General features: G+C 67.5%; 29 protein-coding genes. 6 read left to right on the top strand and 23 right to left on the bottom strand.

Annotated features, from left to right (window positions below; translation table 11 throughout):
* Positions 1-25: 25 nt before the first annotated feature.
* The 7 genes from C7I84_RS00350 to purC are packed head-to-tail and all read right to left on the bottom strand — an operon-like array spanning position 26 to position 3,433.
* The gene (locus C7I84_RS00350; RefSeq protein WP_106770159.1) at positions 26-673 is read right to left on the bottom strand and encodes a Pr6Pr family membrane protein; all 648 of its coding nucleotides are present in this window, start codon (positions 671-673) and stop codon (positions 26-28) included.
* A gap of 4 nt (positions 674-677) precedes the next feature.
* Positions 678-1,085: a hypothetical protein gene (locus C7I84_RS00345; RefSeq protein ID WP_106770158.1), complete on the bottom strand. Its 408-nt coding sequence runs from the start codon at positions 1,083-1,085 to the stop codon at positions 678-680.
* A gap of 47 nt (positions 1,086-1,132) precedes the next feature.
* On the bottom strand, positions 1,133-1,807 hold the full coding sequence (gene purQ, locus C7I84_RS00340; protein WP_106770157.1) for a phosphoribosylformylglycinamidine synthase subunit PurQ: 675 nt from the start codon (positions 1,805-1,807) through the stop codon (positions 1,133-1,135).
* Positions 1,804-2,037 carry a hypothetical protein gene (locus tag C7I84_RS00335; protein WP_106770156.1) on the bottom strand — a complete coding sequence of 78 codons (234 nt, stop codon included), beginning with the start codon at positions 2,035-2,037 and terminating at the stop codon, positions 1,804-1,806. Before C7I84_RS00335 ends, purQ begins: the two co-directional genes overlap by 4 nt.
* Before the next feature lie 35 nt (positions 2,038-2,072).
* Positions 2,073-2,330 carry a hypothetical protein gene (locus C7I84_RS00330; RefSeq protein WP_106770418.1) on the bottom strand — a complete coding sequence of 86 codons (258 nt, stop codon included), beginning with the start codon at positions 2,328-2,330 and terminating at the stop codon, positions 2,073-2,075.
* Positions 2,331-2,347: 17 nt separating this feature from the next.
* A complete protein-coding gene (gene purS / locus C7I84_RS00325) occupies positions 2,348-2,590 on the bottom strand; it encodes a phosphoribosylformylglycinamidine synthase subunit PurS (protein ID WP_106770155.1) in 243 nt (80 codons plus the stop codon).
* A gap of 48 nt (positions 2,591-2,638) precedes the next feature.
* The gene (purC, locus tag C7I84_RS00320; RefSeq protein ID WP_106770154.1) at positions 2,639-3,433 is read right to left on the bottom strand and encodes a phosphoribosylaminoimidazolesuccinocarboxamide synthase; all 795 of its coding nucleotides are present in this window, start codon (positions 3,431-3,433) and stop codon (positions 2,639-2,641) included.
* A 271-nt stretch (positions 3,434-3,704) separates the two neighbouring features.
* Between purC and C7I84_RS00315 the strand changes: the two genes are divergently transcribed.
* Positions 3,705-4,025: a DUF1476 domain-containing protein gene (locus tag C7I84_RS00315; RefSeq protein WP_106770153.1), complete on the top strand. Its 321-nt coding sequence runs from the start codon at positions 3,705-3,707 to the stop codon at positions 4,023-4,025.
* A 107-nt stretch (positions 4,026-4,132) separates the two neighbouring features.
* Entirely contained in the window at positions 4,133-4,909 is a 777-nt protein-coding gene (locus C7I84_RS00310) for an HpcH/HpaI aldolase family protein (RefSeq protein WP_106770152.1), read from the top strand.
* Here C7I84_RS00310 and C7I84_RS00305 read toward each other — a convergent pair.
* Positions 4,906-6,132, bottom strand: a complete 1,227-nt coding sequence (locus C7I84_RS00305) for an MFS transporter (protein ID WP_106770151.1) — start codon at positions 6,130-6,132, stop codon at positions 4,906-4,908. The two genes, C7I84_RS00310 and C7I84_RS00305, sit on opposite strands and share 4 nt — an antisense overlap.
* A gap of 74 nt (positions 6,133-6,206) precedes the next feature.
* Between C7I84_RS00305 and C7I84_RS00300 the strand changes: the two genes are divergently transcribed.
* A complete protein-coding gene (locus C7I84_RS00300; protein WP_106770150.1) occupies positions 6,207-7,190 on the top strand; it encodes an AraC family transcriptional regulator in 984 nt (327 codons plus the stop codon).
* An 11-nt stretch (positions 7,191-7,201) separates the two neighbouring features.
* Here C7I84_RS00300 and C7I84_RS00295 read toward each other — a convergent pair whose 3' ends face one another.
* Both C7I84_RS00295 and C7I84_RS00290 read right to left on the bottom strand, forming a co-directional pair.
* Complete coding sequence (locus tag C7I84_RS00295) at positions 7,202-8,278, bottom strand: NAD(P)/FAD-dependent oxidoreductase (protein ID WP_106770149.1); 1,077 nt, start codon at positions 8,276-8,278, stop codon at positions 7,202-7,204.
* Between the two features lie 94 nt (positions 8,279-8,372).
* Positions 8,373-8,927 (bottom strand): RBBP9/YdeN family alpha/beta hydrolase, encoded by a 555-nt coding sequence (locus C7I84_RS00290; protein ID WP_106770148.1) that lies wholly within the window; start codon positions 8,925-8,927, stop codon positions 8,373-8,375.
* 197 nt (positions 8,928-9,124) lie between these two features.
* Here C7I84_RS00290 and C7I84_RS00285 point away from each other — a divergent pair, with 197 nt between their 5' ends.
* Positions 9,125-10,018, top strand: a complete 894-nt coding sequence (locus C7I84_RS00285) for a VOC family protein (protein ID WP_425351280.1) — start codon at positions 9,125-9,127, stop codon at positions 10,016-10,018.
* A gap of 4 nt (positions 10,019-10,022) precedes the next feature.
* Here C7I84_RS00285 and C7I84_RS00280 read toward each other — a convergent pair whose 3' ends face one another.
* The 5 genes from C7I84_RS00280 to C7I84_RS00260 all read right to left on the bottom strand — a co-directional run bounded on the left by C7I84_RS00280 (position 10,023) and on the right by C7I84_RS00260 (position 13,546).
* Positions 10,023-10,202: a hypothetical protein gene (locus C7I84_RS00280; protein ID WP_106770146.1), complete on the bottom strand. Its 180-nt coding sequence runs from the start codon at positions 10,200-10,202 to the stop codon at positions 10,023-10,025.
* A 206-nt stretch (positions 10,203-10,408) separates the two neighbouring features.
* Positions 10,409-11,710, bottom strand: a complete 1,302-nt coding sequence (gene purB, locus C7I84_RS00275) for an adenylosuccinate lyase (protein WP_106770145.1) — start codon at positions 11,708-11,710, stop codon at positions 10,409-10,411.
* 59 nt (positions 11,711-11,769) lie between these two features.
* Positions 11,770-12,309: a hypothetical protein gene (locus tag C7I84_RS00270; protein WP_245428265.1), complete on the bottom strand. Its 540-nt coding sequence runs from the start codon at positions 12,307-12,309 to the stop codon at positions 11,770-11,772.
* 5 nt (positions 12,310-12,314) lie between these two features.
* A complete protein-coding gene (locus tag C7I84_RS00265; RefSeq protein ID WP_106770144.1) occupies positions 12,315-13,043 on the bottom strand; it encodes a DUF2259 domain-containing protein in 729 nt (242 codons plus the stop codon).
* 44 nt (positions 13,044-13,087) lie between these two features.
* Positions 13,088-13,546: a hypothetical protein gene (locus tag C7I84_RS00260; RefSeq protein WP_165815935.1), complete on the bottom strand. Its 459-nt coding sequence runs from the start codon at positions 13,544-13,546 to the stop codon at positions 13,088-13,090.
* 234 nt (positions 13,547-13,780) lie between these two features.
* On the opposite strand from C7I84_RS00260, the gene C7I84_RS29875 reads away from it, so the two are divergent.
* Positions 13,781-13,945, top strand: coding sequence for a hypothetical protein (locus tag C7I84_RS29875; RefSeq protein ID WP_165815934.1), 165 nt, complete (start codon positions 13,781-13,783; stop codon positions 13,943-13,945).
* A gap of 14 nt (positions 13,946-13,959) precedes the next feature.
* Here the strand turns inward: C7I84_RS29875 and C7I84_RS00255 are convergent, their stop codons facing one another.
* A complete protein-coding gene (locus tag C7I84_RS00255; RefSeq protein WP_106770143.1) occupies positions 13,960-14,466 on the bottom strand; it encodes a DUF1993 domain-containing protein in 507 nt (168 codons plus the stop codon).
* A 601-nt stretch (positions 14,467-15,067) separates the two neighbouring features.
* Between C7I84_RS00255 and C7I84_RS30925 the strand changes: the two genes are divergently transcribed.
* On the top strand, positions 15,068-15,640 hold the full coding sequence (locus C7I84_RS30925; protein WP_342587146.1) for a DUF1176 domain-containing protein: 573 nt from the start codon (positions 15,068-15,070) through the stop codon (positions 15,638-15,640).
* Positions 15,641-15,646: 6 nt separating this feature from the next.
* Here C7I84_RS30925 and C7I84_RS00245 read toward each other — a convergent pair whose 3' ends face one another.
* From C7I84_RS00245 to C7I84_RS00210, 7 genes are all read right to left on the bottom strand, one after another.
* Positions 15,647-16,522, bottom strand: coding sequence for an alpha/beta hydrolase (locus tag C7I84_RS00245; protein WP_106770142.1), 876 nt, complete (start codon positions 16,520-16,522; stop codon positions 15,647-15,649).
* 315 nt (positions 16,523-16,837) lie between these two features.
* Positions 16,838-18,445, bottom strand: coding sequence for an NTP transferase domain-containing protein (locus C7I84_RS00235; RefSeq protein WP_106770141.1), 1,608 nt, complete (start codon positions 18,443-18,445; stop codon positions 16,838-16,840).
* Complete coding sequence (locus tag C7I84_RS00230; RefSeq protein WP_106770140.1) at positions 18,442-19,152, bottom strand: XdhC family protein; 711 nt, start codon at positions 19,150-19,152, stop codon at positions 18,442-18,444. Before C7I84_RS00230 ends, C7I84_RS00235 begins: the two co-directional genes overlap by 4 nt.
* 3 nt (positions 19,153-19,155) lie before the next feature.
* Positions 19,156-19,494, bottom strand: a complete 339-nt coding sequence (locus C7I84_RS00225) for an XdhC family protein (RefSeq protein ID WP_106770139.1) — start codon at positions 19,492-19,494, stop codon at positions 19,156-19,158.
* Positions 19,495-19,511: 17 nt separating this feature from the next.
* Complete coding sequence (locus C7I84_RS00220; RefSeq protein ID WP_425351278.1) at positions 19,512-20,789, bottom strand: vWA domain-containing protein; 1,278 nt, start codon at positions 20,787-20,789, stop codon at positions 19,512-19,514.
* 91 nt (positions 20,790-20,880) lie between these two features.
* Positions 20,881-21,810 (bottom strand): AAA family ATPase, encoded by a 930-nt coding sequence (locus C7I84_RS00215; RefSeq protein WP_106770138.1) that lies wholly within the window; start codon positions 21,808-21,810, stop codon positions 20,881-20,883.
* 17 nt (positions 21,811-21,827) lie between these two features.
* Positions 21,828-22,322 (bottom strand): flavin reductase, encoded by a 495-nt coding sequence (locus C7I84_RS00210; RefSeq protein ID WP_106770137.1) that lies wholly within the window; start codon positions 22,320-22,322, stop codon positions 21,828-21,830.
* Positions 22,323-22,392: the final 70 nt, after the last annotated feature.

The following is a 22,392-nucleotide window of genomic DNA, read 5'->3' as shown; positions in this document are numbered from 1 at the left end:
ACGGAGGCTGCCGGAAACGGGAATGTCAGGTCAGCCCGGCGGCCGCGGCGCGGCGTCGGCTGATCGCGCCGTCGACGAGCACGGCCAGAATGCCGAGCACCACGAACAACGCCGCGACGGCAAGGGCCATCGCGGCGACGCCGCCGATGCCGTTCGTGCCGACATCCAAGAACGGGTAGGGCACTTCGCCGGCGAGCGGCGCCCGCGCCAGCACATAGGCGAGATAGGCGAAGGGATAGATCAGCCAGAACGGGATGTCGCGCCAGCGAGAAGACCCATCGGCACCGAAAAGCAGCCACCAGCCGACGAACAGGACCGGCGTGACATAGTGCAGGAGGATGTCGCAAAGGAGAAAAAGCCCTTGCGGCTTCCAGAGATGCGCAAGCATGGTGGCATAGACGACCAGCACCACGGTCATGGCGACGGCGACGCCGGCACGCACCCGCGGCCGGGCGAAGAACGGTGGCCCGTCGCGGCCGGAGCCGAACAGCGACGCCGCGTGCACGAAGACAGCGCCGAAGTTGGTCAGGATGGTGAAGAAGCTCAGGAAGAAGACGATCGGGGCAATCGGTCCACGACCCGCCTCGATCGACGCCGGTATCGTGATCGCCGCCTGCAGGGCGAGGCCGCCCGCCCCGACGATCAATCCTGCGAGCTGGAGCAACCGGGCCATGCGATCAGGCGGCGGCGCCGCAGGAGGTGTCGCCCCTGGTCCAGCGGCCGAGATCGCCCGAGATGCGCGCGCCGAGCGGCTCCGAAAGCAGCGGCCCGAAGGCGTCGACCCTGGACGAGCCGCCCTTGGCCTGGACGACCAGCAGCGGACGCCCGCCGAAATCCTTGGCGGGCACCAGCAGGAAGCGCGGCTGGCCGGTCATGGAATTCAGCTCGTTGGCGAAGCGGTAGGACCGGAAGGCCGGGTCCTTCGAGGCGAACCAGCATTTGTGCGCGGCGATCGCCACCGTCTCCATGGCGTGCAGCGCCGCGCTCTTGCCGCCGCCGCCACCGCCGCCGCTTTTGGGCGCCTGCGCCTGGCAGGCCGCCAGCGCCAGCACCAGGACGGGCAGGGCGGCGAGGACAAATCGCATCGGCAGGGTCCTGGTTGGGGTGCGGGAAGGTCTGGAGGGTAGGTTGGTCAGGCGGCGGCCTTGATGCCGAGCGCGCTTTCGAACAGGCCGCGCCCGTCGATGCCGCCATGCGCCGCTTCGATCAGGTCCTCCGGATGCGGCATCAGGCCGAGCACGTTGCCGCTCTCGTTCATGATGCCGGCGATGTCGTTGATCGAGCCGTTGGGATTGGTGTTTTCGGCATAGCGGAACACCACCTGGCCCTCGCCCTCGATGCGGGCGAGCGTTTCCGGATCGGCGAAGTAGTTGCCGTCGTGATGGGCGACCGGCGTACGGATGATCTGGCCGGGCGCATAGTTGCGGGTGAACCGCGTGTTGGCGTTGGCCACCGACATCTTCACCTCGCGGCAGACGAATTTCAGCGAGGTGTTGCGCATCAGCGCGCCCGGCAGTAGGCCGGCCTCAAGAAGAATCTGGAAGCCGTTGCACACGCCGATGACCGGCACGCCCTTTTTTGCCTTCTCGGCGACGGCCCGCATCACCGGCTTGCGCGCGCCGATGGCGCCGCAGCGCAGATAGTCGCCATAGGAGAAGCCGCCGGGGATGACGATCAGGTCGACGTCGGGAATCTCCGTCTCGGTCTGCCAGACGGTGACCGGCGCGTGGCCGGAAATCTTCGTCAGTGCCGCGATCATGTCGCGGTCGCGGTTGAGGCCGGGGAGCAGGACGACGGCGGATTTCATTTGGGCTCGTAGGGTTTTTGCGTTTCGGCGAGTTCGTGAAGATCGAGTCGGCGCTCGATGCGCTCCAGCCGGTCGTCCTGACGGTCCAGTCGACGGTTCACACCGGCGAGCGCATCTTCGGCGCCGGTCATCCGCTTCTTCAGTTCGTGCACGTCGAACTTCACTTCCGCGAGATTGGCGTGGACTAGCTTTAGCATCCCGTAAATCAGGTCGTTCGTCACTTCCGCCATGCCGGCTGCAACTTTCGATGCAGGTTGAAGTCCGTCTACGTTCTCGGATCGAACGGCCGCTGAGGTTCGGCGAGTTCACGCAGTTCAAGCCGATTTTCGATTCGCTCCAAACGCTGATCACTTCGCGCGAGCATGGCATAGATGTTATGAATATCGTTCTGCATGCCAAGCTGCTGCAGACGAATCGAAATCAGCTCCTGCTTGAGTTCGGCCTGCCCATCCTTGAGCTGCCGGATGTCCTGCTGGACGCTCTTCAGAATCTCGCAGAGCAGGTTACCATCAATTTCCGCCATCACCCGCTCCGGCAACCTCAGGTAAGCGTCACACTATAATTCTCGATCACCGTGTTGGCCAACAGCTTCTCGCACATGGCCTTGAGGTCGGCCTCGGCCTTCGCCGTGTCGGTGCCGTCGAGCTGCACGTCGAACACCTTTCCCTGCCGCACCTGGCCGACGCCCGAAAAGCCCAGTGTGCTGAGCGCGCCCTCGATCGCCTTGCCTTGCGGGTCGAGCACGCCGGTCTTGAGGGTGACGGTGACGCGGGCCTTGATCACGGGACTGTCGTTCCTTGACTGACTACGAAGAGAAGGTGAGGCGGCCGCTCAGTGCGGCTTGCCCTTGCCGGTGCCGGAGGAGGCGACGAGGATGGGCCCTGCCGGACGCGGCGGCTCGTTCTCGTTCATGATGCCGAGGCGACGGGCGACCTCCTGATAAGCCTCCACCAGTCCGCCCATGTCGCGGCGAAATCGGTCCTTGTCGAGCTTGTCCTGGGTGGCCACGTCCCACAGCCGGCAGGAGTCCGGCGAAATCTCGTCGGCGACCACGATGCGCATCATGTCGCCCTCGTAGAGGCGGCCGCACTCCATCTTGAAGTCGACGAGCTGGATGCCGACGCCGAGGAAGAGGCCGGAGAGGAAATCGTTGACGCGGATGGCGAGCGCCATGATGTCGTCGATCTCCTGCGGGGAGGCCCAGCCGAAGGCGGTGATGTGCTCTTCCGACACCATCGGGTCGTCGAGCGCGTCGGCCTTGTAATAGAACTCGATGATCGAGCGCGGCAGCACCGTGCCTTCCTCGATGCCGAGGCGCTTGGCCAGCGAGCCGGCGGCGATGTTGCGCACCACCACTTCCAGCGGAATGATCTCGACTTCCTTGATCAGCTGCTCGCGCATGTTGATGCGGCGGATGAAGTGGGTCGGGATGCCCATCCGGTTCAGGTGATTGAAAATATGCTCGGAAATGCGGTTGTTGATGACACCCTTGCCGTCGACGATCTCGTGCTTCTTCTTGTTGAAAGCGGTGGCGTCGTCCTTGAAAAACTGGATGAGCGTGCCCGGTTCGGGTCCCTCATAAAGGATCTTGGCCTTGCCTTCGTAGATTCGGCGGCGATTTTTCATAGCGGGTTCTCTGGATTTGCTGGAAGGCGGATCATAACCCTACCCTCCGAGTCGCGCTGCAATTTCGCGATGATGGGTTTCAACGGCGGTCTCTATCGTAATCGCGGTCTTTCCTCAATTGGCAATTCCGCGCAGTCGACGGCTTTCCGCCGCCATTTGCCGCAGCGCAGCATGCCCGTCGATATTGACCCCGCCGCGGCGTTTTGGTTTGTGCAGCTTGGACAGCTTATATGGGATCCGACGAATCGGATTCCCAGCCGGAGGATTTGCCATGACCAGCATGAAGGACCGCGAGGAAGGCTTCGAGCGCAAGTTCGCGATAGACGAGGAGCAGCGCTTCAGGGCCACCGCCCGCCGCAACAAGCTGCTCGGACTGTGGGCCGCCGAGAAGCTGGGCAAGACCGGCGCCGACGCGGAGGCCTATGCCAAGGAGGTCGTCGCCTCGGATTTCGAGGAGGCCGGCGATCACGACGTGTTCCGAAAGGTCCGCAAGGATTTCGACGCCGCCGGCGTCGACCAGTCGGACCACCAGATCCGCCGCACCATGGAAGAATTGATGGCGCAGGCCGTCGAAGCGGTGAAGAACAGTTAGCAGCCGTCGCCTGGACCAATCGACCGCCCGCTCGCCGGGCGGTTTTTCTTTGCGTTTTGCACCGCGCGCGGGTCAATCTACGGCCCACCTTGGAATGGAGGAAGCGGATGACCTTGATCGACCGGCTGGCCGGAGACAAGCCCGTCGTCACCGCATGGTCGGGCGTGCCCGATGCGCTGACCGTCGAGATCCTTGCGGCCCAGCCCTTCGACGCCGTGACGCTCGACATGCAGCATGGCGGCCACCACGAGGACAGCGTCCTGCGGGGAATCGTGCCGATCAAGCGGGCCGGGAAGCCGGCCATCGTGCGCATCCCGGTCGGCCGTTTCGACATGGCCAGCCGGGCGCTGGATTTCGGCGCCGATGCCGTGATCGCCCCGATGGTGAACTCGGCCGAGGACGCCCGCCGCTTCGCCGCGGCGATGAAATATCCGCCGGTCGGCGAGCGCTCGTGGGGGCCGACCTTCGCCATGCCGCGGTACGGGCAGGGCACGCAGCAGCAATGGCTGGAGGAGAGCAACAAGCGCACCGTCTCCTTCGCCATGATCGAGACGCGCAGCGCGCTTGACGCGCTGGACGACATTCTGGCCGTGCCGGGCATTGATGCCGTCTTCTTGGGCCCATCCGACTTCTCGATAGCCTGGAGCCGCGGCAAGACCGTCAATTCGACGCTCGAGGACATGATGGAGACGGTTGCCTCGGTGGCGGCGCGCGCCCGCGCCGCCGGAAAGTTCACGGGCATCTATGTCATCGATCCGGCGATCGCCGGCCGCTTCGTGAAGATGGGCTACAGGTTGCTGGCGACCGGCAGCGAGGGCCAACTGATCGCGCGCGGCGCGGCCGCGCAGCTCGGAGCGATCAGCGAGTCGATCGGCAAGGCCTAACCCGCCCGCGGCAAACTTCTCGCGCCGAGCGAGAACACCAGCAGCGCGCCGGCAAGCATCGCCGTGCCGGCATAGATGAAGGCGCCGAGCGGGCCGAAACCGTCGACCAGCAGGCCGCCGAAGATGGCGCCGCCGGCGATCGCCACCTGGAAGGCGGTGACCAGCAGCCCGCCCGCGCTCTCGGCCTGGTCGGGCGCCGCCCGTACGATCCAGGTCTGCAGCCCGACCGGCAGCATGCCGAAGGCGAAGCCCCACAGCGTGACGGCGCCGGCCGACAGCCATTCGGAACTGCCGAGCAGCACCAGCACCAGCGCCGCCGCGGCAATCGCCAGGGCGCCAGTGCCAATGTCGGCCTTGAGGCTGCGCTCGATCAGGAAGCCGCCGAAGAGGTTGCCGAAGAAGCCGCCGATGCCGAAGGCGAGCAGCACGAAGGAGATGGTCTCGATGTCGAGCGCCGGCACCTCCTCGAGGAACGGCCGGACATAGGTGAAGCCGGCGAAATGGCCCGACGCGATCAGCAGCGTGGCGAGCAGCGCCATGCTGACGCTCGGCCGGCGCAGCATCTTGGCCAGCGACGCCAGGCCCGGCGCACCGACCGGCGGCAGGCGCGGGATGCTCAGCATCTGCACGACAAGCGTGACCACGCCGATGCCGGCGGCCAGCGCAAAGGCCGTGCGCCAGCCCCACAAATCGCCGATATAGGCGCCGACCGGCGCGGCGCAGACGGTGGCGACCGAGACGCCGGTGAAGACGATCGAAAGCGCCCGCGGCATCAGATGGGAGGGAACGAGACGCATCGCCATGGCGCCGGCCATCGACCAGAAGCCGCCGAGCGCCACGCCGAGCACGACGCGCGCCACCAGCAGCGTGACCAGTCCGGACGCGGTGGCGGCGAGAATGCTGGAGACGATCAGCAGCAGCGTGAATGTCCACATCACCAGGCGGCGGTCGATGCCCTTGGTGAGGATGGCGGTCGTGGGCGCTGCGATGGCGCCGACCACGGCCGTCGCCGTCACTGCCTGGCCGGCCGCGCCGTTGCTGATGCCGAGATCGGCGGCAATCGGGGTGAGCAGGCTGGCCGGCAGGAATTCCGCCGTGACCAGGCCGAACACGCCGAGCGACAGGGAGACGACGGCGGCCCACAGCGCCTCGCTGCGCTCGACGGGCTCGTCGGACGCCTCGATTGCCTCTTCGGCGGCCGCGGCGGACAGGGAATCGGACATGGGGTCACTCCAGGAGGTTGTGCAGCGCAAAATAGGAAGTGACCGGTTGGAGCTTCCATGCTAGAGAAGCCAAAATGCTTGACCATTCGTCCAAATCTGTCGGGATCGAAGCCGGTGATCCGCTGACCGAGATGCTGCGGGGCTTGCGGCTGGACGGGGTCGACTACGGCCGCTGCCAGATGACGGAGCCGTGGGCGATCCTGTTTCCCGCACAGGCGGCGGCACGTTTTCATTTCATCGGCAGGCATCGCTGCTGGCTGCTCACCCCCTGCAAGGATTGGGTCGAGCTCAAGACCGGCGACGCGGTTCTGCTGCCGCGCGGCGCCGAGCACATTCTGGCGAGCAAGCCGGATGTGAGCGCGCTGCCGATCCAGCGCTACGAGGTCAAGCCGATCTGCGGCAACGTCTTCGACGTCTGCGGCGGCGGCGAGGGGGAGGTGACGCTGCTGTTCTGCGGCAGCATGCATTTCAACGTCGACAGCTTGCATCCGCTGCTCAGCATGATGCCGGACGTAATGTGGGTGCACGAACTGGCCGCGGTCGAGCCGAACATCGCCTTCCTGCTGGAGGCGATGGCGCGGGAGGTGACGATGGACCGCGTCGGCGCCGGCGGCATGCTGGCGAGGCTCGCCGACGTGCTCGCCGCCAGCATCATCCGGGTGTGGGTGGAGAAGGGCTGCGGCGACGCCACCGGCTGGATCGCGGCGGTGCGCAACCCGGATGTCGGGCGCGTGCTCGCCGCCATCCATCTGGAGCCGCACCGCGACTGGACGGTGACGGCGCTAGCCAAGATCATGGGCGCCTCGCGCTCGGGTTTCGCCGAACGGTTCGCGAGCGTGGTGGGCGAGACGCCGGCCCGCTACGTCGCGCAGGTGCGCATGCACCAGGCGCGGCAATGGCTGGTGCGCGACCGCATGCGGATTTCGGTGGCGGCAAAACGCCTGGGCTACGATTCGGAAGCTTCCTTCAGCCGCGCCTTCAAGCGGGTGATCGGCGCGCCGCCCAGCCATTTTCGCGCCGGCGAACCGCCGCAGGATGTCGGACTGGCGGCGGAGTAGACAGGAGCCGGCTACGCAACCGCCGCCCGCCTGAGATCGTAGGGCGCCAGGTCCGCATCGCGTTCACCCCTGGCTATTTCGCGCGCGGCCAGCTCGCCGACCAGCGGCGCCAGCGTGATGCCGGAATGCAGCACCGCCACGTAGAGACCATCGGGGCCGGGGCGGCCGATCGCCGGAAAGCCGTCCGCCGGTGTCGGCCGGTGACCGACCGTCAGGAAGTCGAGCGCGAGGTTTGACGCCCCGTCGATCATCGCCTTGACCTGCTCGATCAATTCCAGTGCCATTTCCCGCTCCCGACCGCCGGGGTCGCCGCCGGCAAAATCCGTTCCGGCGATCAGCCGCCCCTCGCGCGTCTGGCGAACATGGAGGTCCGGCGCCATCACCAGCCCGTTGAGCAGTCTCCGGTCGGCGACCGTCGAATGCGCGATCAGCCCTGCCGGAGCGTTCACGGCGAGGCGGACGCCGGCGCTGTCCAGCAGTCGCGCGGTATCGGCACCGGCGGCGACGACCGTCTCGTCGGCTTCCAGTCTTTCACCCGCCTCGGTGAGCACACCGGCCACCCGGCCGCCCCGCTCCAGCAGCGCAGCCGCCGGCGTGTTCGGCAGGAAGCGCGCTCCCGACGCGATCGCTCCGGCAAGCAGCGCCCGCGCCGCCGCGACCGGCTCGACCATGCCCTCCTCCGCGACGTGGAGGGCCTGCTCCGGCGGCGCGGTCAGGTTCGGCTCGATGCGTTGCGCCTCCGCCCGGGTGACCCGGCGCAGGCCATACCCCCAGCCTGCGTGCTCCTCGGCATAGGCAGTCAATTGGTCGGGCGGCAGGTCCCAAATCAGCCCGCCGCACCAGTCGACCGACACGCTGGGTACGTCGCGCTCCAGCCGCCGCCAGCTGGCCATGGCGCGCCTGCGGAAGTCGAAATAGAATTTCGGATTGCCCCAGCTCGCATTGATCCAGGCGAAGGAATGGCGCGTCGCCAGCCCGCCGCCGTCGCCCGCGTCGACGATGGTGACGGCGCACCCGGCCTTCGCCAGATGCCAGGCGATCGATGCGCCGACGATGCCGGCACCGACGACGAGGACATGTTTGGGCATGCATTTTCTCCGATCCGTAAAGGCGGGTGTCCTAAGGTCGTGGCCGGCGCCGCTCTCCTGGTTCATGCCGGAGCGATCGACGTCTAACCGCCGCTCACGCCTCCAGCCGGGTCATGAAATTGGCGAAGGCCATGCTGCCTTCCGGCCAGGGGCCGTAGCCGGATTCGGCGTTGATGTGGCCGGCCTCGCCGGCGTGGATGAACAGCGAGCCCCAGGCCGCCGCAATATCCTCGGCCACTTCGATCGGGCAGAACGGGTCGTTGCTGCTGGAGGCGACGATCGACGGAAAGGGCAGGGGATCGCGGGGATAAGGCCCGAACGTCATCAGATGTTTCGGCCGGATCGACGGGTTCGCCACGTCCGGCGGGGCGACCAGGAAGGCCCCCGCCACCTGGCGACTGAACAGCGGCAGCGCCTGCACTACCGTCGCCACGCCCAGCGAGTGGGCGACGATGACGACCGGCCTTTCGGCCTCGTTCACCGCGTTGGCCAGCGTCCGCGTCCAGTCGTCGCGGACGGGTTTCGACCATTCCGCCTGCTCGACGCGGCGCGCCGTCGACAGTTTTTGCTGCCAGCGGCTCTGCCAGTGCTCCGGTCCGGAATTCGTGTAGCCGGGCACGATGAGGATGTCTGCGTCCTTGACCTTCATGCGGCGGGTTTAGCGATACCGGGCAAGGCTGGCAACGCCGCCGCCAAAGCCATGGGCCGGGATTGTCAACGGTGCTGGCACCGCAGTTCGGCTAGTCGTTCTCATGCGGTGAACACCGTGTTCGCCGTCTGCACCCTTGCGCGCGCGGGTGGAGAGCCCGATGTTGGCAGCGACAAGAAGAGGCGCCGGGGGATCGAATGCGGATATCGCGACGCGGTTTTTGCGGTGCGGCCGGCCTGGTGGCGCTCGATGCGGCGACTGGATTTGCCGGAGCGGAGATGACGATGACCAAACTTCCCTTTGCCGCCGACGCGCCGGTGAGCGTCGCCGCGGTCGGCATCAAGGCGCGCGACGTGAACGCGCTCGCCGACTACTACAAGGATGCGGTCGGCCTGGCCGAGGTCTCGCGCCGGCCCGGCGTCATCGTGCTCGGCGCAGGCGGTCTGCCGCTGCTGGAGATCGAGGAGTTTCGCGCCGCGCGCCCCGACGACCCACGCGCCGCCGGGCTTTATCATACGGCTTTCCTCCTGCCGTCGCGCCTCCACCTGGCGAAATGGACACGCCAGGCGATCGACCGTCGCATCGAGGTGACCGGCGCATCCGACCATTTCGTCAGCGAGGCGATCTACCTGACCGACCCGGAAGGCAACGGCATCGAGATCTACGCCGACCGGCCCCGCGACGCCTGGAGTTACGAAGGCGGCGGGCTGAAGATCGGCACGGTGCGGCTCGACGTCGACAATTTGCTCGGCGAACTGCGGCCGGGCGACTCCGCATGGGTCGGCGCGCCGGAGGGCAGCATGGTCGGCCACGTCCATCTGCGCGTCGGCAATGCCGGCGAGGCGGAGCGCTGGTGGAACGACGAACTCGGCTTCGACACGATCATGAGCCTGGGCGGCAGCGCGGTCTTTTTGTCGACCGGCGGCTATCACCACCATGTCGGCGCGAACTCCTGGCAGAGCGCCGGCGCGAAAGACCGCGATCCCGACCGCTCGGGCCTGTCCTTCGTCGAGTTCCGGTCGAAGACCGCGGCGAAGGAGTCGGTGCATGAGGACCCGTGGGGCAACGTCGTCCGGATCGTGCCGGCCTGACCGCTTACTGCCCCTCGATGATGGTGCGGGATGAGCCGGCGGACGCGTCGAGTTCGGCTCGGGCTGCGAAGAAGCCGTCGACATAGAGAAAGAGCGCCAGCGCGGCGGCGATCGTCAGGGCGCCGGCCGCGAACCACACAACGCGGCTCGGACTGCCTGTGTCGGCTGCCGGATCGTCGTTCATGTCGAGCCCTCCTTGGCCGTGGGACCGCGCCAGAAACGCGGCAGGACCGGAGCCGGTTCCCGGGACCGGGGGGCAGGCGCTGGCGGGCGACCGAGCAGCGGCCCGCTTGGCCGGAGCCCGAGCGTAGCCTCGCTGCTCATGCATTTGACCGAAGCGACCGGCTCTCGGCCTCGCCCTAGACCACGGCGGAGGCGCAGGCCGCCGCTTTACCCGAACACCCTGCGGAAGATCGTGTCCACCTGCCGGGTGTGGTAGCCGAGGTCGAATTTCTCGCGGATGTCTTCTTCGGACAACGCCGCGCGCACTTCCTTGTCGGCGAGCAGTTCTTCAAGGAAGTCAGCGCCTTGCTCCCACACCTTCATGGCGTTTCGCTGCACCAGCCGGTAGGCGTCCTCGCGGCTTACGCCGGCTTGGGTGAGCGCCAGCAGCACGCGCTGAGAGTGAACGAGACCGCGGAACTTGTTGAGATTCTTCGACATGTTGTCGGGGTAGACGACCAGCTTGTCGATCACCCCGGTGAGCCGCGCCAGCGCGAAGTCGAGCGTGATCGTCGCGTCCGGGCCGATCATGCGCTCCACCGAGGAATGCGAGATGTCGCGCTCGTGCCACAGCGCCACGTTCTCCATCGCGGGCAGGGCGTAGGAGCGCACCATGCGGGCGAGGCCCGTGAGGTTTTCGGTGAGCACCGGGTTGCGCTTGTGCGGCATCGCCGACGAGCCCTTCTGGCCCGGCGAGAAATATTCCTCCGCCTCCAGCACTTCGGTGCGCTGCAGGTGGCGGATCTCGACCGACAGCCGCTCGATCGACGAGGCGATGACGCCGAGGGTGGCGAAGAACATGGCGTGGCGGTCGCGCGGGATGACCTGCGTCGACACCGGCTCCGGCGTCAGCCGGAGCTTTTCGGCGACATGCTCCTCGACGCGCGGGTCGATGTTGGCGAAGGTGCCGACCGCGCCGGAGATGGCGCAGGTGGCGATCTCGGCGCGGGCGCTGACCAGCCGCTCGCGGCAGCGCGCGAATTCCGCGTAGGCCTGGGCCAGTTTCACGCCGAAGGTGGTCGGCTCGGCATGGATGCCGTGGCTGCGGCCGATGGTGACGGTGTCCTTGTGCTCGAAGGCGCGGCGCTTGAGGGCTGTCAGCAGCGCGTCGATGTCGGCCAGCAGGAGGTCGCTGGCGCGCGCCAACTGCACCGCCAGACAGGTGTCGAGCACGTCGGACGAGGTCATGCCCTGGTGGATGAAGCGGGCATCCGGCCCGACGAATTCGGCGAGATGGGTGAGGAAGGCGATGACGTCGTGTTTGGTGACGCGCTCGATCTCGTCGATGCGCTCGACGTCGAATTTCGCCGCGCCGCCTTTTTCCCAGATGGTTTTCGCCGCTTCCTTCGGGATCACCCCGATCTCGGCGAGCGCGTCGCATGCATGCGCCTCGATCTCGAACCAGATGCGGAACCGCGTCTCCGGCGACCAGATGGCGACCATTTCCGGCCGTGAATAGCGAGGGATCATCGATCGGTCCTGCGTTGGCGAAAAAACCTGCCGCGTCCTAACAGAGGCGGCGGCGCGGCTCAACGTGCGCGGCGCGCGAACCAGAGCGAAACCAGCAGCAGGGCGAGGAAGCCGATGGGGAAATAGAGGCGGACGCCGGTGACGGCGAATTGCACCAGCGCCCCGGCTGTGGTGAAGGCGAGCTGGATCAGCCAGACCGCCGACAGCGGCTCTGCATGCCAGTTCGCGTAATATTGCCGGTAGTCGAGCGCATAGAACACGGCGGTGATGCCGAGCGTCGCGGCCGTGAAGCACAGCAGCGCCGCGGCGAAGCGCGCTTCCGGATGCCGCTTGCCGGCGAGAAGATTGGCCGCGGCGAAGCCGAGCGGAAAGGCGAGGGAGGCGCTCAGCGCGAAGACCAGCGCCACGGTGGCGACATGCCGGCCGGTGCCCCAGCCGGCGAGCGTAAGGTTCGTTGCCGCGCTCGCAGCCATCGCGGCCGCCCACAGGACGGCGCCGGCGGTTCCCACCCGCCAGGACGGCGACGCCTGCCTGATGCGCGCGCGCAGGCCCGGCAGCCTTGCGCCGGCCAGACCCGCGTCGATCGGCGCCGCGCTCACGATCCCTAGTCCGGCAGCGTGGTCGCGACGGCCAGCCAGCGATAGTCCGGCCCTTCGAAGCCGAAGGAGCGCACCGAGACGACAATCATCGCGATGCCCGACTTGCCCTCCGGAAAATAGGTCTGGACGGCGCCGATGCGGTAGCCGAGCGGGCAGCCGCGGCTGGCCGGCACGTCCTTGTCCTCGTGCAGCACTTTTGTGACGCCGCCCGGCCGGGAATCGACGCTCGTCAGCCGGAATCCCTTGATCTGCTCCGGTTCGGGGCAGAAGGTGGCGCCGGGCCTGGCGGCAAATTCCTCGATGCGGAACTCCATCGGATCGAACGGCCGCGCGAAGGCCGGGCTGGAATTGGCGACGACGCGGAAGGGATCGGCGGAAAGCTCGGCGACCGCGTTCATTGCCGCGGTGTAGCCGGGGTTTTCCGCCAGCTCGGCGTCGGTGATGATCGTTTCCCCCTTCTGGCGCGCGGCGTCGCGGGCGGCCCGCACCGTCTGGCCCTCGTCGTCGAGGCGCACGCGGACCGGCGAGCCGGGCAGGAAGGCGTCCTTGCCGGTGTCGATGTAATAGCGGTTGGCATAGGGGAAGCCGGAGCCGTCCTGGATGCCGTGTTCCTCGAAGGCGAAGATCGCGCCGTCGGCGCTGAAGCCGAGCAAGGCGAGGTCGGCGGCGTCGCCTGTCGAGGCGGCGGCAGGCATCGCCATGGCGGCAAGGCAGGCGAGAAGGGCAGCGCGCATCGGCACCTCCGCGATGTTGCGCGACGAGTCTAGTGCCGGGTGTCTTAACGCGGGGTGACGGATTTGTCGCCGGGGCGGGCGCGCCGCGCCGCATCATCGATCAGCCGGTTGGCGACCTGCATGCGGATCATCGCGCGCTCGCGCAGGTGCGGGGCGACGCGGTCGGGATGATTGGCGAAGGCGAAGCGGCGGCGGATGCGGGCGAAGTCCGCGACGGCGGCGCGCTCGAGCCCGAGTTCCGCGGCGATCGCCTCCGGTTCGGTGGCGAGCGGAAGCTCCGGCGGGTTCTCGAGCGCCTGTGCGGGCTCGGCGCCCGCCGCATCGTGATATTCCGCGGCCACCGCCTCGTCGGAAACGCGGATGCGGCCGGAATGCAGCTCTTCGGCGACGGCGAGATAGTCGAACGGAATGGACGGCGCGGCCGCCGCCGCTACCGACTGATCGCGCGTGGCGATCAGTTCGTCCAGGAGCGACGCAAAATCCTTGTTCGCCAGCATTGCCATGACAGGTTGTAAGCCGTGACTGCCCTCTATACCGGACGATCTATAGCCGGAGCGTTAAGATTCCGATGGAAGCGTCCGGTGGAATTGTGACAATTGCTCGGCATCGGCCGCTCCGGCTGCGCCCATTTGTCGCCGTCGCGCAACGCATGGCTGCCCTGCGTGATGCTGCACTGCACAATCGTCACGAATCACCTATATGGTGAGATAGGGAGGACAGATCAAAAGAGCCTTGTCATGAGTTTCTTCACAGAACTCTTCTCCCGTCCACGGCCGCGCGATATCGGCCGCATCCGCGTCGCCCGCGCCATCATCGAATCGCTCAGCGAGACGGGTCGCACCGACACCGACGTGCGGCCGGCCGATTTTCCGCGGCTGCCGCGCCGCTTCGCCGAGGCGTAAGGGCAGGCGGGCCATCAGTCGCGCCGGAGAAAATCCGGCTTGCCCAGCGGCACGCCATTGTGCCGCAGGATGCCGTACGCCGTGGTCACGTGGAAATAGAAGTTCGGCAGCGCGAAATGCAGCAGATAGTCGCTGCCGGTGAATGAGAGGTCGCGCGTCCGTCCCTTGATCTCGATTGTCCGCTCCTCGCTGCCGTCGATCTCCGCCGGCTCGAAGGTGTCGAGCAGGTCGAGCGTGCGGGTAATCCGTGCCTGCAGCTCCGGAAACGACTTCTCGACGTCCTCGAACCGGACGATGTCCCGCTGCGCCAAGCGCGACGGCGCGCCTTTCGCATGGTCGGTGGCGATCTGCACCTGCTGGGTGAGCGACAGCATGTCGGGCGCCAGGCGCGCCGCCAGCAACACGGCCGGATCGATCTTGCGTTCTGCCGCGTTGGCCTCGGCGATCCGCAGGCAGTGCGCAAGGCCCTTGAGCCGCGCCTGAAACACCGGCACGCTGGCCCGGTACATGGACATGGTCATGAGAATTCCTCCGCCGGAGCCGGAACGGCCCCAGGCGCAGATAGGGATGCGCGGGCCGATAGCGCAAGTGCCATGGCGCTGCCGCATTCCGTGGCGAGGCTGAAGGTCCGACCTGCGGAGATTCGGCGATGCGGACGGCATTTTGCACCACGGCGTTCTCGCTGCTTGCGGCGACCGCGAGCTTCGCCCAGACCGTCGAGCCGCCTGCCTATCTCGACGATCGCTCCGACGCGGCCGGGATCGTCAAATCCTTCTACAACGCCATCGACCGGGGCGAATTCGCCCGCGCCTGGGACTATTTCGGTGAAAGGAAGCCGTCGAAGGATTTTGCCAGTTTCGCGAAGGGTTATGAGAACACGGCCGCGGTCCAGGTGGTGACCGGCGAGCCGGGCGCCGAGGGCGCTGCCGGCAGCACCTTCTTCTCGCTTCCGGTCGCCATCCTTGCCACCAACAAGGACGGCAGCGAGCAGGTGTTTGCGGGCTGCTACACGGCGCGCCTCGTCAATCCCCAGATCCAGGAGCCGCCGTTCCGCGGCCTCACCATTGAGCGCGCCGAGCTGCAGCCGTCCGAGCAGCCCTTCGAGGACAAGCTGCCTGCAAGATGCGGCGACGGGCCTGCGCCGGAGCCGCGCGACGCCGTGCTCGAGCAGGCGCGAAAAGCTTTCGCGGCGCTGCATGCGTCGGAATGCTCGGCGATCCGGCCGGACGGCAGCACCGACGCGCCGGAGAACTACACGATTCCGTTCCGCTACACGTCGGGCGCCGAGGACGATCCGGAAAGCACGGCGCGCCTGTTCCGCTTCTACTGCGGCGCCGGCGCCTACAACGAGAGCCACGTCTATTACCTGCACACCGAGGTCGAGGGCCTGCGCGAGTTGCACTTCGCCACGCCGGAACTCGACATCCGCTACGAGAACGACGATTCCGATGGCAAGGTCGAGAGCATGACGATCATCGGCTACGCACCGACGATGCGTTGGTGAACTCCTTCTACGACGATGCGAGCAAGAGCATCACGTCGGCTGCCAAATGGCGCGGCGTCGGCGATGCCTCGTCCTCCGGCACCTGGATGTTCCGGGACGGCACCTTCACGCTGGTCAGATACGACGTCGACGCCTCCTATGACGGCGAGATCAACCCCGAGACGGTGCTGGATTTCCATACCGGGCCGTGAGCTGCTTCACGGCTGCCGCGACAGCATCCAGTCGAGCGTGTCGCGCCAGTCGCTCATGCGGATCGGCGTACCGTGCGTTCCGGTCTCGAAGCGCACGAAGCGGGCGGGATAACCCGGCGTCCTGGTAAGGATCGAGCGGAAGAAGGCTTCCTGCTTGTCGACCGGAAAAACCGTGTCGCGGCTGCCATGGCCGAAGAACACCGGCACCTTGCGCCTGAAGGCGGCGCTGGCGAGAAAAGTCTCGTCCCAATGCGAGCCGAGCAGCAGCAGGCCGGACAGGCGGCCGGCAACCGCCTTGTCGTCGGCGAGCCGCCAGCACAGAGCGCCGCCCATCGAGCCGCAGGCGACGAAGATCTTTGCCGAAGGCGACTGCCCGGCATAGTGGGCGATCAGCGCCGACACCTGCGCCGCGCCCTTGGCGCCGAAATCCGGAAAATCCGGCGAGAGATAGAGCCCGCCATTACCGGCCATCAGGTTCTTGATGCGGTTGAAATTGCCGCCGAAGGTGAAGTCGTCGACGCCCTGCTTGCGGCTGCCGCCCTGGCCGTGCAGGTAGATTGCGATGAAGCGCGCATTCGCGGGCGTGCCCACCGCGAAATGGCGGATGTTTCCCGCGTCGGTGCGCAGCACGAGATCCTTCTGCACCTTGCGCACGCCGGTCGAGACATATTTGCCGCGCGCCCGTCGTTCCGGAATCTCGTCGCGGGCATCGATGTCGCGCGCCTCCTTGTAGTCGACCACCCTGTAGGCGCCGCCGTCCTCGCTCTTCAGGATGCCGGGATAGGCGAACAGCTCGTCCTTGAAGGGTTTTAGCGATTGGGCCGAGGCGGCGGCGGTGAGAAGTCCTAGAAGGGCTGCCGTGACAAATGCGAATCCTCGCACCGGTCCAGATACGGGAAAGGATGCGCCCCTTCGCACCCCCCTCTGTCCTGCCGGACATCTCCCCCGCAAGGGGGGAGATTGGCAGCTTCTCCCTTGCCGCTCATTCAGCGACGCTGGAGATTGGCGAAACCAAAGTGGCCGGCCAATCTCCCCCCTTGCGGGGGAGACAGACGGGGGTGCGAAGGAGCACCAGCCAATCAGCGGAAACAGGAACGACATTCCTATCTTGTAGCGTCGAATAGCCGTGTCCGTCATCTCAGTGAGCACGTTGTCACTCGGCCGATGATTTTGCGGGCACTAGTCGCTGCCGTCGCCTCACTCCTGCAACTCCCCGCCGGCCGCCGCCATCGCCTCGGCCGTGTCGACGTCGACGAACGCGCCTTCGCCGATCTCCACGTCGATGACGCCTGCCGAGCCCGACTCGATCACGTGGCGAGCCCCGACGTCGCCTTCCAGCCGGGCCACCTCGGCAAAGAGGAGACGCGGCAGGATGACGGGGTTGCCGCGCTTGCCGTCATGGCTGGCGCGCACCACCTGCTGCCCGCCGGAAGCGGCGAAGGCGGCGATCACCCGGTCGAGATCGGCGGCGGACACCGCCGGCATGTCGCCGAGCACGACCAGCGCGCCGGTGGCATTGTCCGGCAGGCTGTCGACGCCCGCCTTGAGCGAACTGGCCAGCCCGCTGGCGAAATCCGGATTGTCGGCGAAGCGCACGCCAAGCCCGTCGAGAGCAGTGCGGACGCGCTCCGCCTGATGGCCCGTGACGACGGTGACCGATTTCGCCCTGCTGGCGAGCGCCGCCTGGACGACGCGGCGGATCAGCGGCTCGCCGCCGAAGCGGGCGAGCAGCTTGTTGGGGCCGCCCATGCGGGTCGAGCGGCCTGCCGCCAGCACTATGGCATGGACCGCTTCGCCGTTGGGGCGCCGCGCCTCGCGCGGCTGCGGCCGGCTGGCGATCTCCATCAGCAGGCCGCCGACGCCCATGCCGGCTATGTCGGCCGAGGTCACTTCGAGCCCGGCGAGCAGCCGGTCGAGCACCCAGTCGAAGCCGTTTTCCTTCGGGCTGCGGGCGCAGCCCGGGGCGCCGATCACCGTCTTGCCGCCGATGCGGCCCAGGACCATCAAATTGCCCGGGTCGACCGGCATGCCGGCGCGGACGACCTCGCCGCCGGCGGCGCGGATCGCCGCCGGGATCACGTCGTCGAAGTCGCACAGCGCCGAGGCGCCGAAGACGATCGCCATGTCGCTTCGGGCAAGGCTGCCGGCAAGCGCGGCGGCCAGCGCCGGAGCCTCATGCGCCACCCGCGTCTCGCCGGTCACCACGCTGCCCGAGCGCTCCAGCCGCGTCCGTGTGATGCGCGCCGTCTTGTCGATCACGCTGTCCTTCAGACCGGGCAGCAGGGTGTGCACGAGGCCGATGTTCCGCGCAACGAACGGATGTATTTGGAAGGGCGCGGGGCCAGCCAGGATGTCGACCGCCTTTGCGACCAGGTTTTCCCCGACGGCAAAGGGGATGATCTTGACCGTCGCCACCATCTGTCCGGGCTCGACCACGGCCTTGTCGGCGAGCGTGGCGATGGTGATGGCCGGATCGATGGCATTGACGGCGTCTATCCGGGCCGCCTCAACGGTGAAGACACCGGCCGCCGCCGCATGCAGGTTGACGCGACCGGTGGCGGCCGGCTTCACCTCGAGATTGTCGGGGCTGACCGCCGCCGCGATGCGCGTGGCCGCGGCATTCTCGTCGAGATCGCCGGCTTCCAGCACGGCAGCGACCACCTCGCGCAGGCCGGCGGCGCGCAGCGCTTCAATATCCTCAGGGCCGATGCGGTGGGCCTTGGGCAGGCGCCGCTCGCCAGTTTGGACGGCATGCGCCAGCAGCGCGCCTTCGGCTTCCTCGGTGGCGACCGGGCCGAACCTCACGCCGCCCTGGCCTTTCCGGCTTCGCCGAGACCGCGCGTGCGCAGCGCCCGCACCACCTCGGCCAGGACGGCGACGGCGATCTCGGCCGGGCTTGAGGCGCCGATGTCGAGGCCGATCGGCGCATGGATCTGCCCGATCTGCTCGGGGCTTGCGCCGTCCGCGCGCAGCCGCTCGACCCGACCGGCATGCGTCTTGCGGCTGCCGAGCGCGCCGAGATAGAAGCAGCCGGCGTCGAGCGCGGCCTTGAGCGCGAAATCGTCGATCTTCGGATCATGGGTGAGGGCGGCCAGCGCCGTGTAGGCGTCGAGCGGCTTCGCGGCGAGCACCGGCTCCGGCCAGTCGGCATAGAGCGGCACGCCGGGAAAGCGCTCGGCGGTGGCGAAGGCGGTGCGCGGGTCGATGATCTCCATGTCGAAGCCGGCCACCTTTGCCATCGGCGCCAGCGCCTGGCTGATATGCACCGCGCCGACCACGACGAGGCGCGGCCGCGGCAGGCTGGCGTTGAGGAACCAGGAGGCGCCGTCGGCCTGGACCGTTCCGGAAATGCCGGTGCGGAAAGCCTTCTTCACCGCGTCGCCGAGCTCGCCGGCAATCACGTCGTCCTCGCGCACCAGCCGGTCGGCGCCGGTTGCCAGATCGGTGAGCAGTACGGCGGCGCGGCGGGCACGGCGCTCGGCATTGAGGGCTTTCAGGGAATCCAGCTTCATGGCTCAGCCCAGCTTCTCGACATAGACCTTTATGCGGCCGCCACAGGAGAGACCGACGCGCCAGGCGGTCTCGTCGGCGACCCCGAACTCCAGCATGCGCGGCTTGCCGTCGCCGATGACGTCCAGCGCCTCGGTGACGACGGCACCCTCGACGCAGCCGCCGGACACCGAGCCGTGGAAATTGCCGTCGGCGTCGATGACCAGATGGCTGCCGACCGGGCGCGGCGCCGAGCCCCAGGTCTCGATGACGGTGGCGAGCGCCACGTCGCGGCCGCCGTCGGTCCATTCCTCCGCGATCGCCAGCGGATCGCGGCTTTCGTCGAGTACGGTCGTTTCGCTCATCGTCCTTCTCCTTGCGGTCAGGCGGCCCGGTCTGCGGGCAAGAGATAGCGGCGCGGATCGCCGCCGGCGGGGGCACCCTGGTCGAGCGAGGCGCACAGATCGGCCAGTGCGTTGAGATTGTGCACCGGCCGGAACTCGTCGACATGCGGCAGCATGGCCCTCACCCCGCGGGCGCGCGCCTCGAAACCGTCGAAGCGCAGCAGCGGGTTCAGCCAGATCAGCCGGCGACAGGATTTTCTCAGCCGCTCCGTCTCCGCCTGCAGCCCGACCACGTCGTCGCGCTCCAGTCCGTCGGTGATGAGCAGCACCACCGCGCCCTGGCCGAGCACGCGGCGCGACCACAGCCGGTTGAACTCGTGCAGCGTCTCGCCGATGCGGGTGCCGCCCGACCAGTCCTGCACCGCCGCCGAGCAGTCGGCGAGCGCTGCGTCGGGATCGCGGTGGCGCATCTGGCGGGTGAGATTGGTGAGCCTGGTGCCGAAGACGAAGGCATGAACACGCCTGCGCTTCTCCGTCAGCGCATGCAGGAAATGCAGGAAGATGCGCGTGTACTGGCTCATCGAGCCGGAGATGTCGGCAAGCACCACCAGCGGCGGATGCACCTCGCGGGCCGAGCGGAATTTCGGCAGGATGAGCGCGCCGCCGGTACGGGCGGAGGCGCGCATCATGGCGCGCGGATCGACCTTCTTGCCGCGCGGGTCGGGGCGGAAGCGGCGCGTGGCGACCAGGTCGAAGGGCAGCCTGAGCGCGGCGATCTCGTGCCGCGCCTCGGAAAGCTCGGCCGCCGTCATCTGGGCGAAATCCTTGCCGCGCAGCACCTCGTTGCCGGACACGGTGAAACGCGCGTCGACCTCGATTTCGGGGATCTCCTTCGGTGGCTCGTTCTTCCGGTGACCCTCGAACATCGCCTGGCTGACGCGGTTTTCGGCCGCCCGCGGCTTTTGCCGCTCGCGCATGTCGGGCGCCACCGGCGAGAACATGGCGAGCATCTTTTCGATCAGCTCGCGCGACCGCCAGAACAGCCGGAACGCCTCGTCGAACACCGGATGGTCCTCGTGGCGGGTTACCAGCACGGCGTGCAGCGTCCAGTAGAAGTCGTCGCGGCTGCCGATGCCGGCGGCCAGCACCGCCTCGATGGCGTCCTTCACCGACGCCGGCCCCACCCGCATGCCGGCCTTGCGCAGTGCGCGGGCGAAATAGACGATGTTGTCGGCGAGCCGGCCTTCGGAATGCGCAGTCGTCGCATCTGCACCGCCGATGACGAGGGGAGTGGTTGCTTCACCCCCATCCCTCAAGGGGGAGGGGAGCGTCGGCGCCTTAGAATCCGCTTCCCCCTTGAGGGGAGGGGTAAGAGGCGGGCGTGAACTGCGATCGGAGCTGTCCATCTCACTCCGCCGCGGCCAGCTCCGCCTTGACCTCCTGCAGGAGGCGGCGGCCTTCGCCCTGCTCGATACGCGCGATGTCGTCCTGGTACTTCAGCAGCACGCCGATGGTGTCGGAGATCGTCTCCGGATCGAGCGCGACCTTGTCGAGTTCGGTCAGCGCGCCGGCCCAGTCGATGGTCTCGGCCACGCCCGGCACCTTGAACAGCTCGATCTGGCGCAGCTTCTGCACGAACTTGACCACTTCGGCCGACAGCCGGCTGTTGGCCTGCGGCACTTTTCGCGCGACGATGTCGAGCTCGCGGGCGGCGTCGGGATAGTCGACCCAGTGGTAGAGGCAGCGGCGCTTCAGCGCGTCGTGGATCTCGCGGGTGCGGTTGGTGGTGATGACGACGATCGGCGGTTCCTCCGCCCTGATCGTGCCGAGCTCAGGCACCGTCACCTGGAAGTCGGCGAGGATCTCCAGCAGGAACGCCTCGAACGCCTCGTCGGTGCGGTCGAGCTCGTCGATGAGGAAGACGGGAGCCTTGCCCGCCTTGCCTTCGAGTGCCTGCAGCACCGGGCGGCGGACAAGATATTTTTCGGAGAAGACGTTTTTCTCCATGGCGCCGCGGTCGACTGATCCTTCCGCCTCTTCCATGCGGATCTCGATCATCTGTGCGGCATAGTTCCACTCGTAGACCGCCGAGGAGACGTCGAGCCCTTCGTAGCACTGCAGCCGGATCAGCGGCCGGCCGAGAGCGGTGGCCAGCACCTTTGCGATCTCGGTCTTGCCGACGCCGGCCTCGCCTTCGAGAAAAAGCGGTCGCTTCATGCGCAGCGCCAGGAACAGCACGGTCGCCAGCGAGCGGTCGGCGACATAGTCGGCACCCGACAGCAGGTCGAGCGTCGCGTCGATGGACTGGGGCAGGGGACGGGCAGCTATGTCGGTCATCGGGCCTCCGCCGGGGGTCACAGGACCCGATAGGCGCGGTTGTAATAGAGCAGCGGATCCACGCTATCGCCGATCCGCAGGCCCGTCACCTTGCCAAAAAGCACACGATGGGTGGCCAGATCCTTCCAGTCGAACAGCTCGCAGTCGAACACCGCCATGGCGCCGACCAGCGTCGGCGCGCCGGAGGCGATCTTATCCCAGCGTCCGAGCGCGAAACGCTCCTCGACCGGCAGGCCGGTGACGCCGGAGAAGCCGATGGCGATCGGCTGCTGCTCGGGGGTCAGGGTGTTGAGCGCGAAGCGTCGGTTGGTGAGAAACGCTTCGTTCTTCAGATTCTCGCGGTTGAGGCAGACCAGGATCGTCGGCGGCGCGTCGGTCACCGAGCAGGCGGCGATCACGGTGGCGCCGCGCAGGCCGGCCTCGCCGTCGGTGGTCACCACATGCACGGCGCCGGCGAAGCGCGCCATGGCGTCGCGATAGGCCTGCGGTTCGACGTCGCTTTTCTTCAGCACCGATTTTTCCCGACTGGAGGACCGACCGCTATATATGGGCATAGACGGCGGGCCACAAGGAAATCGCCGA

Source organism: Kumtagia ephedrae (genome assembly GCF_003012745.1).
Taxonomy (GTDB): domain Bacteria; phylum Pseudomonadota; class Alphaproteobacteria; order Rhizobiales; family Rhizobiaceae; genus Kumtagia; species Kumtagia ephedrae.
Note: the sequence above shows the minus strand (reverse complement) of the source record. Positions and strands in the feature narration are given on the sequence as shown.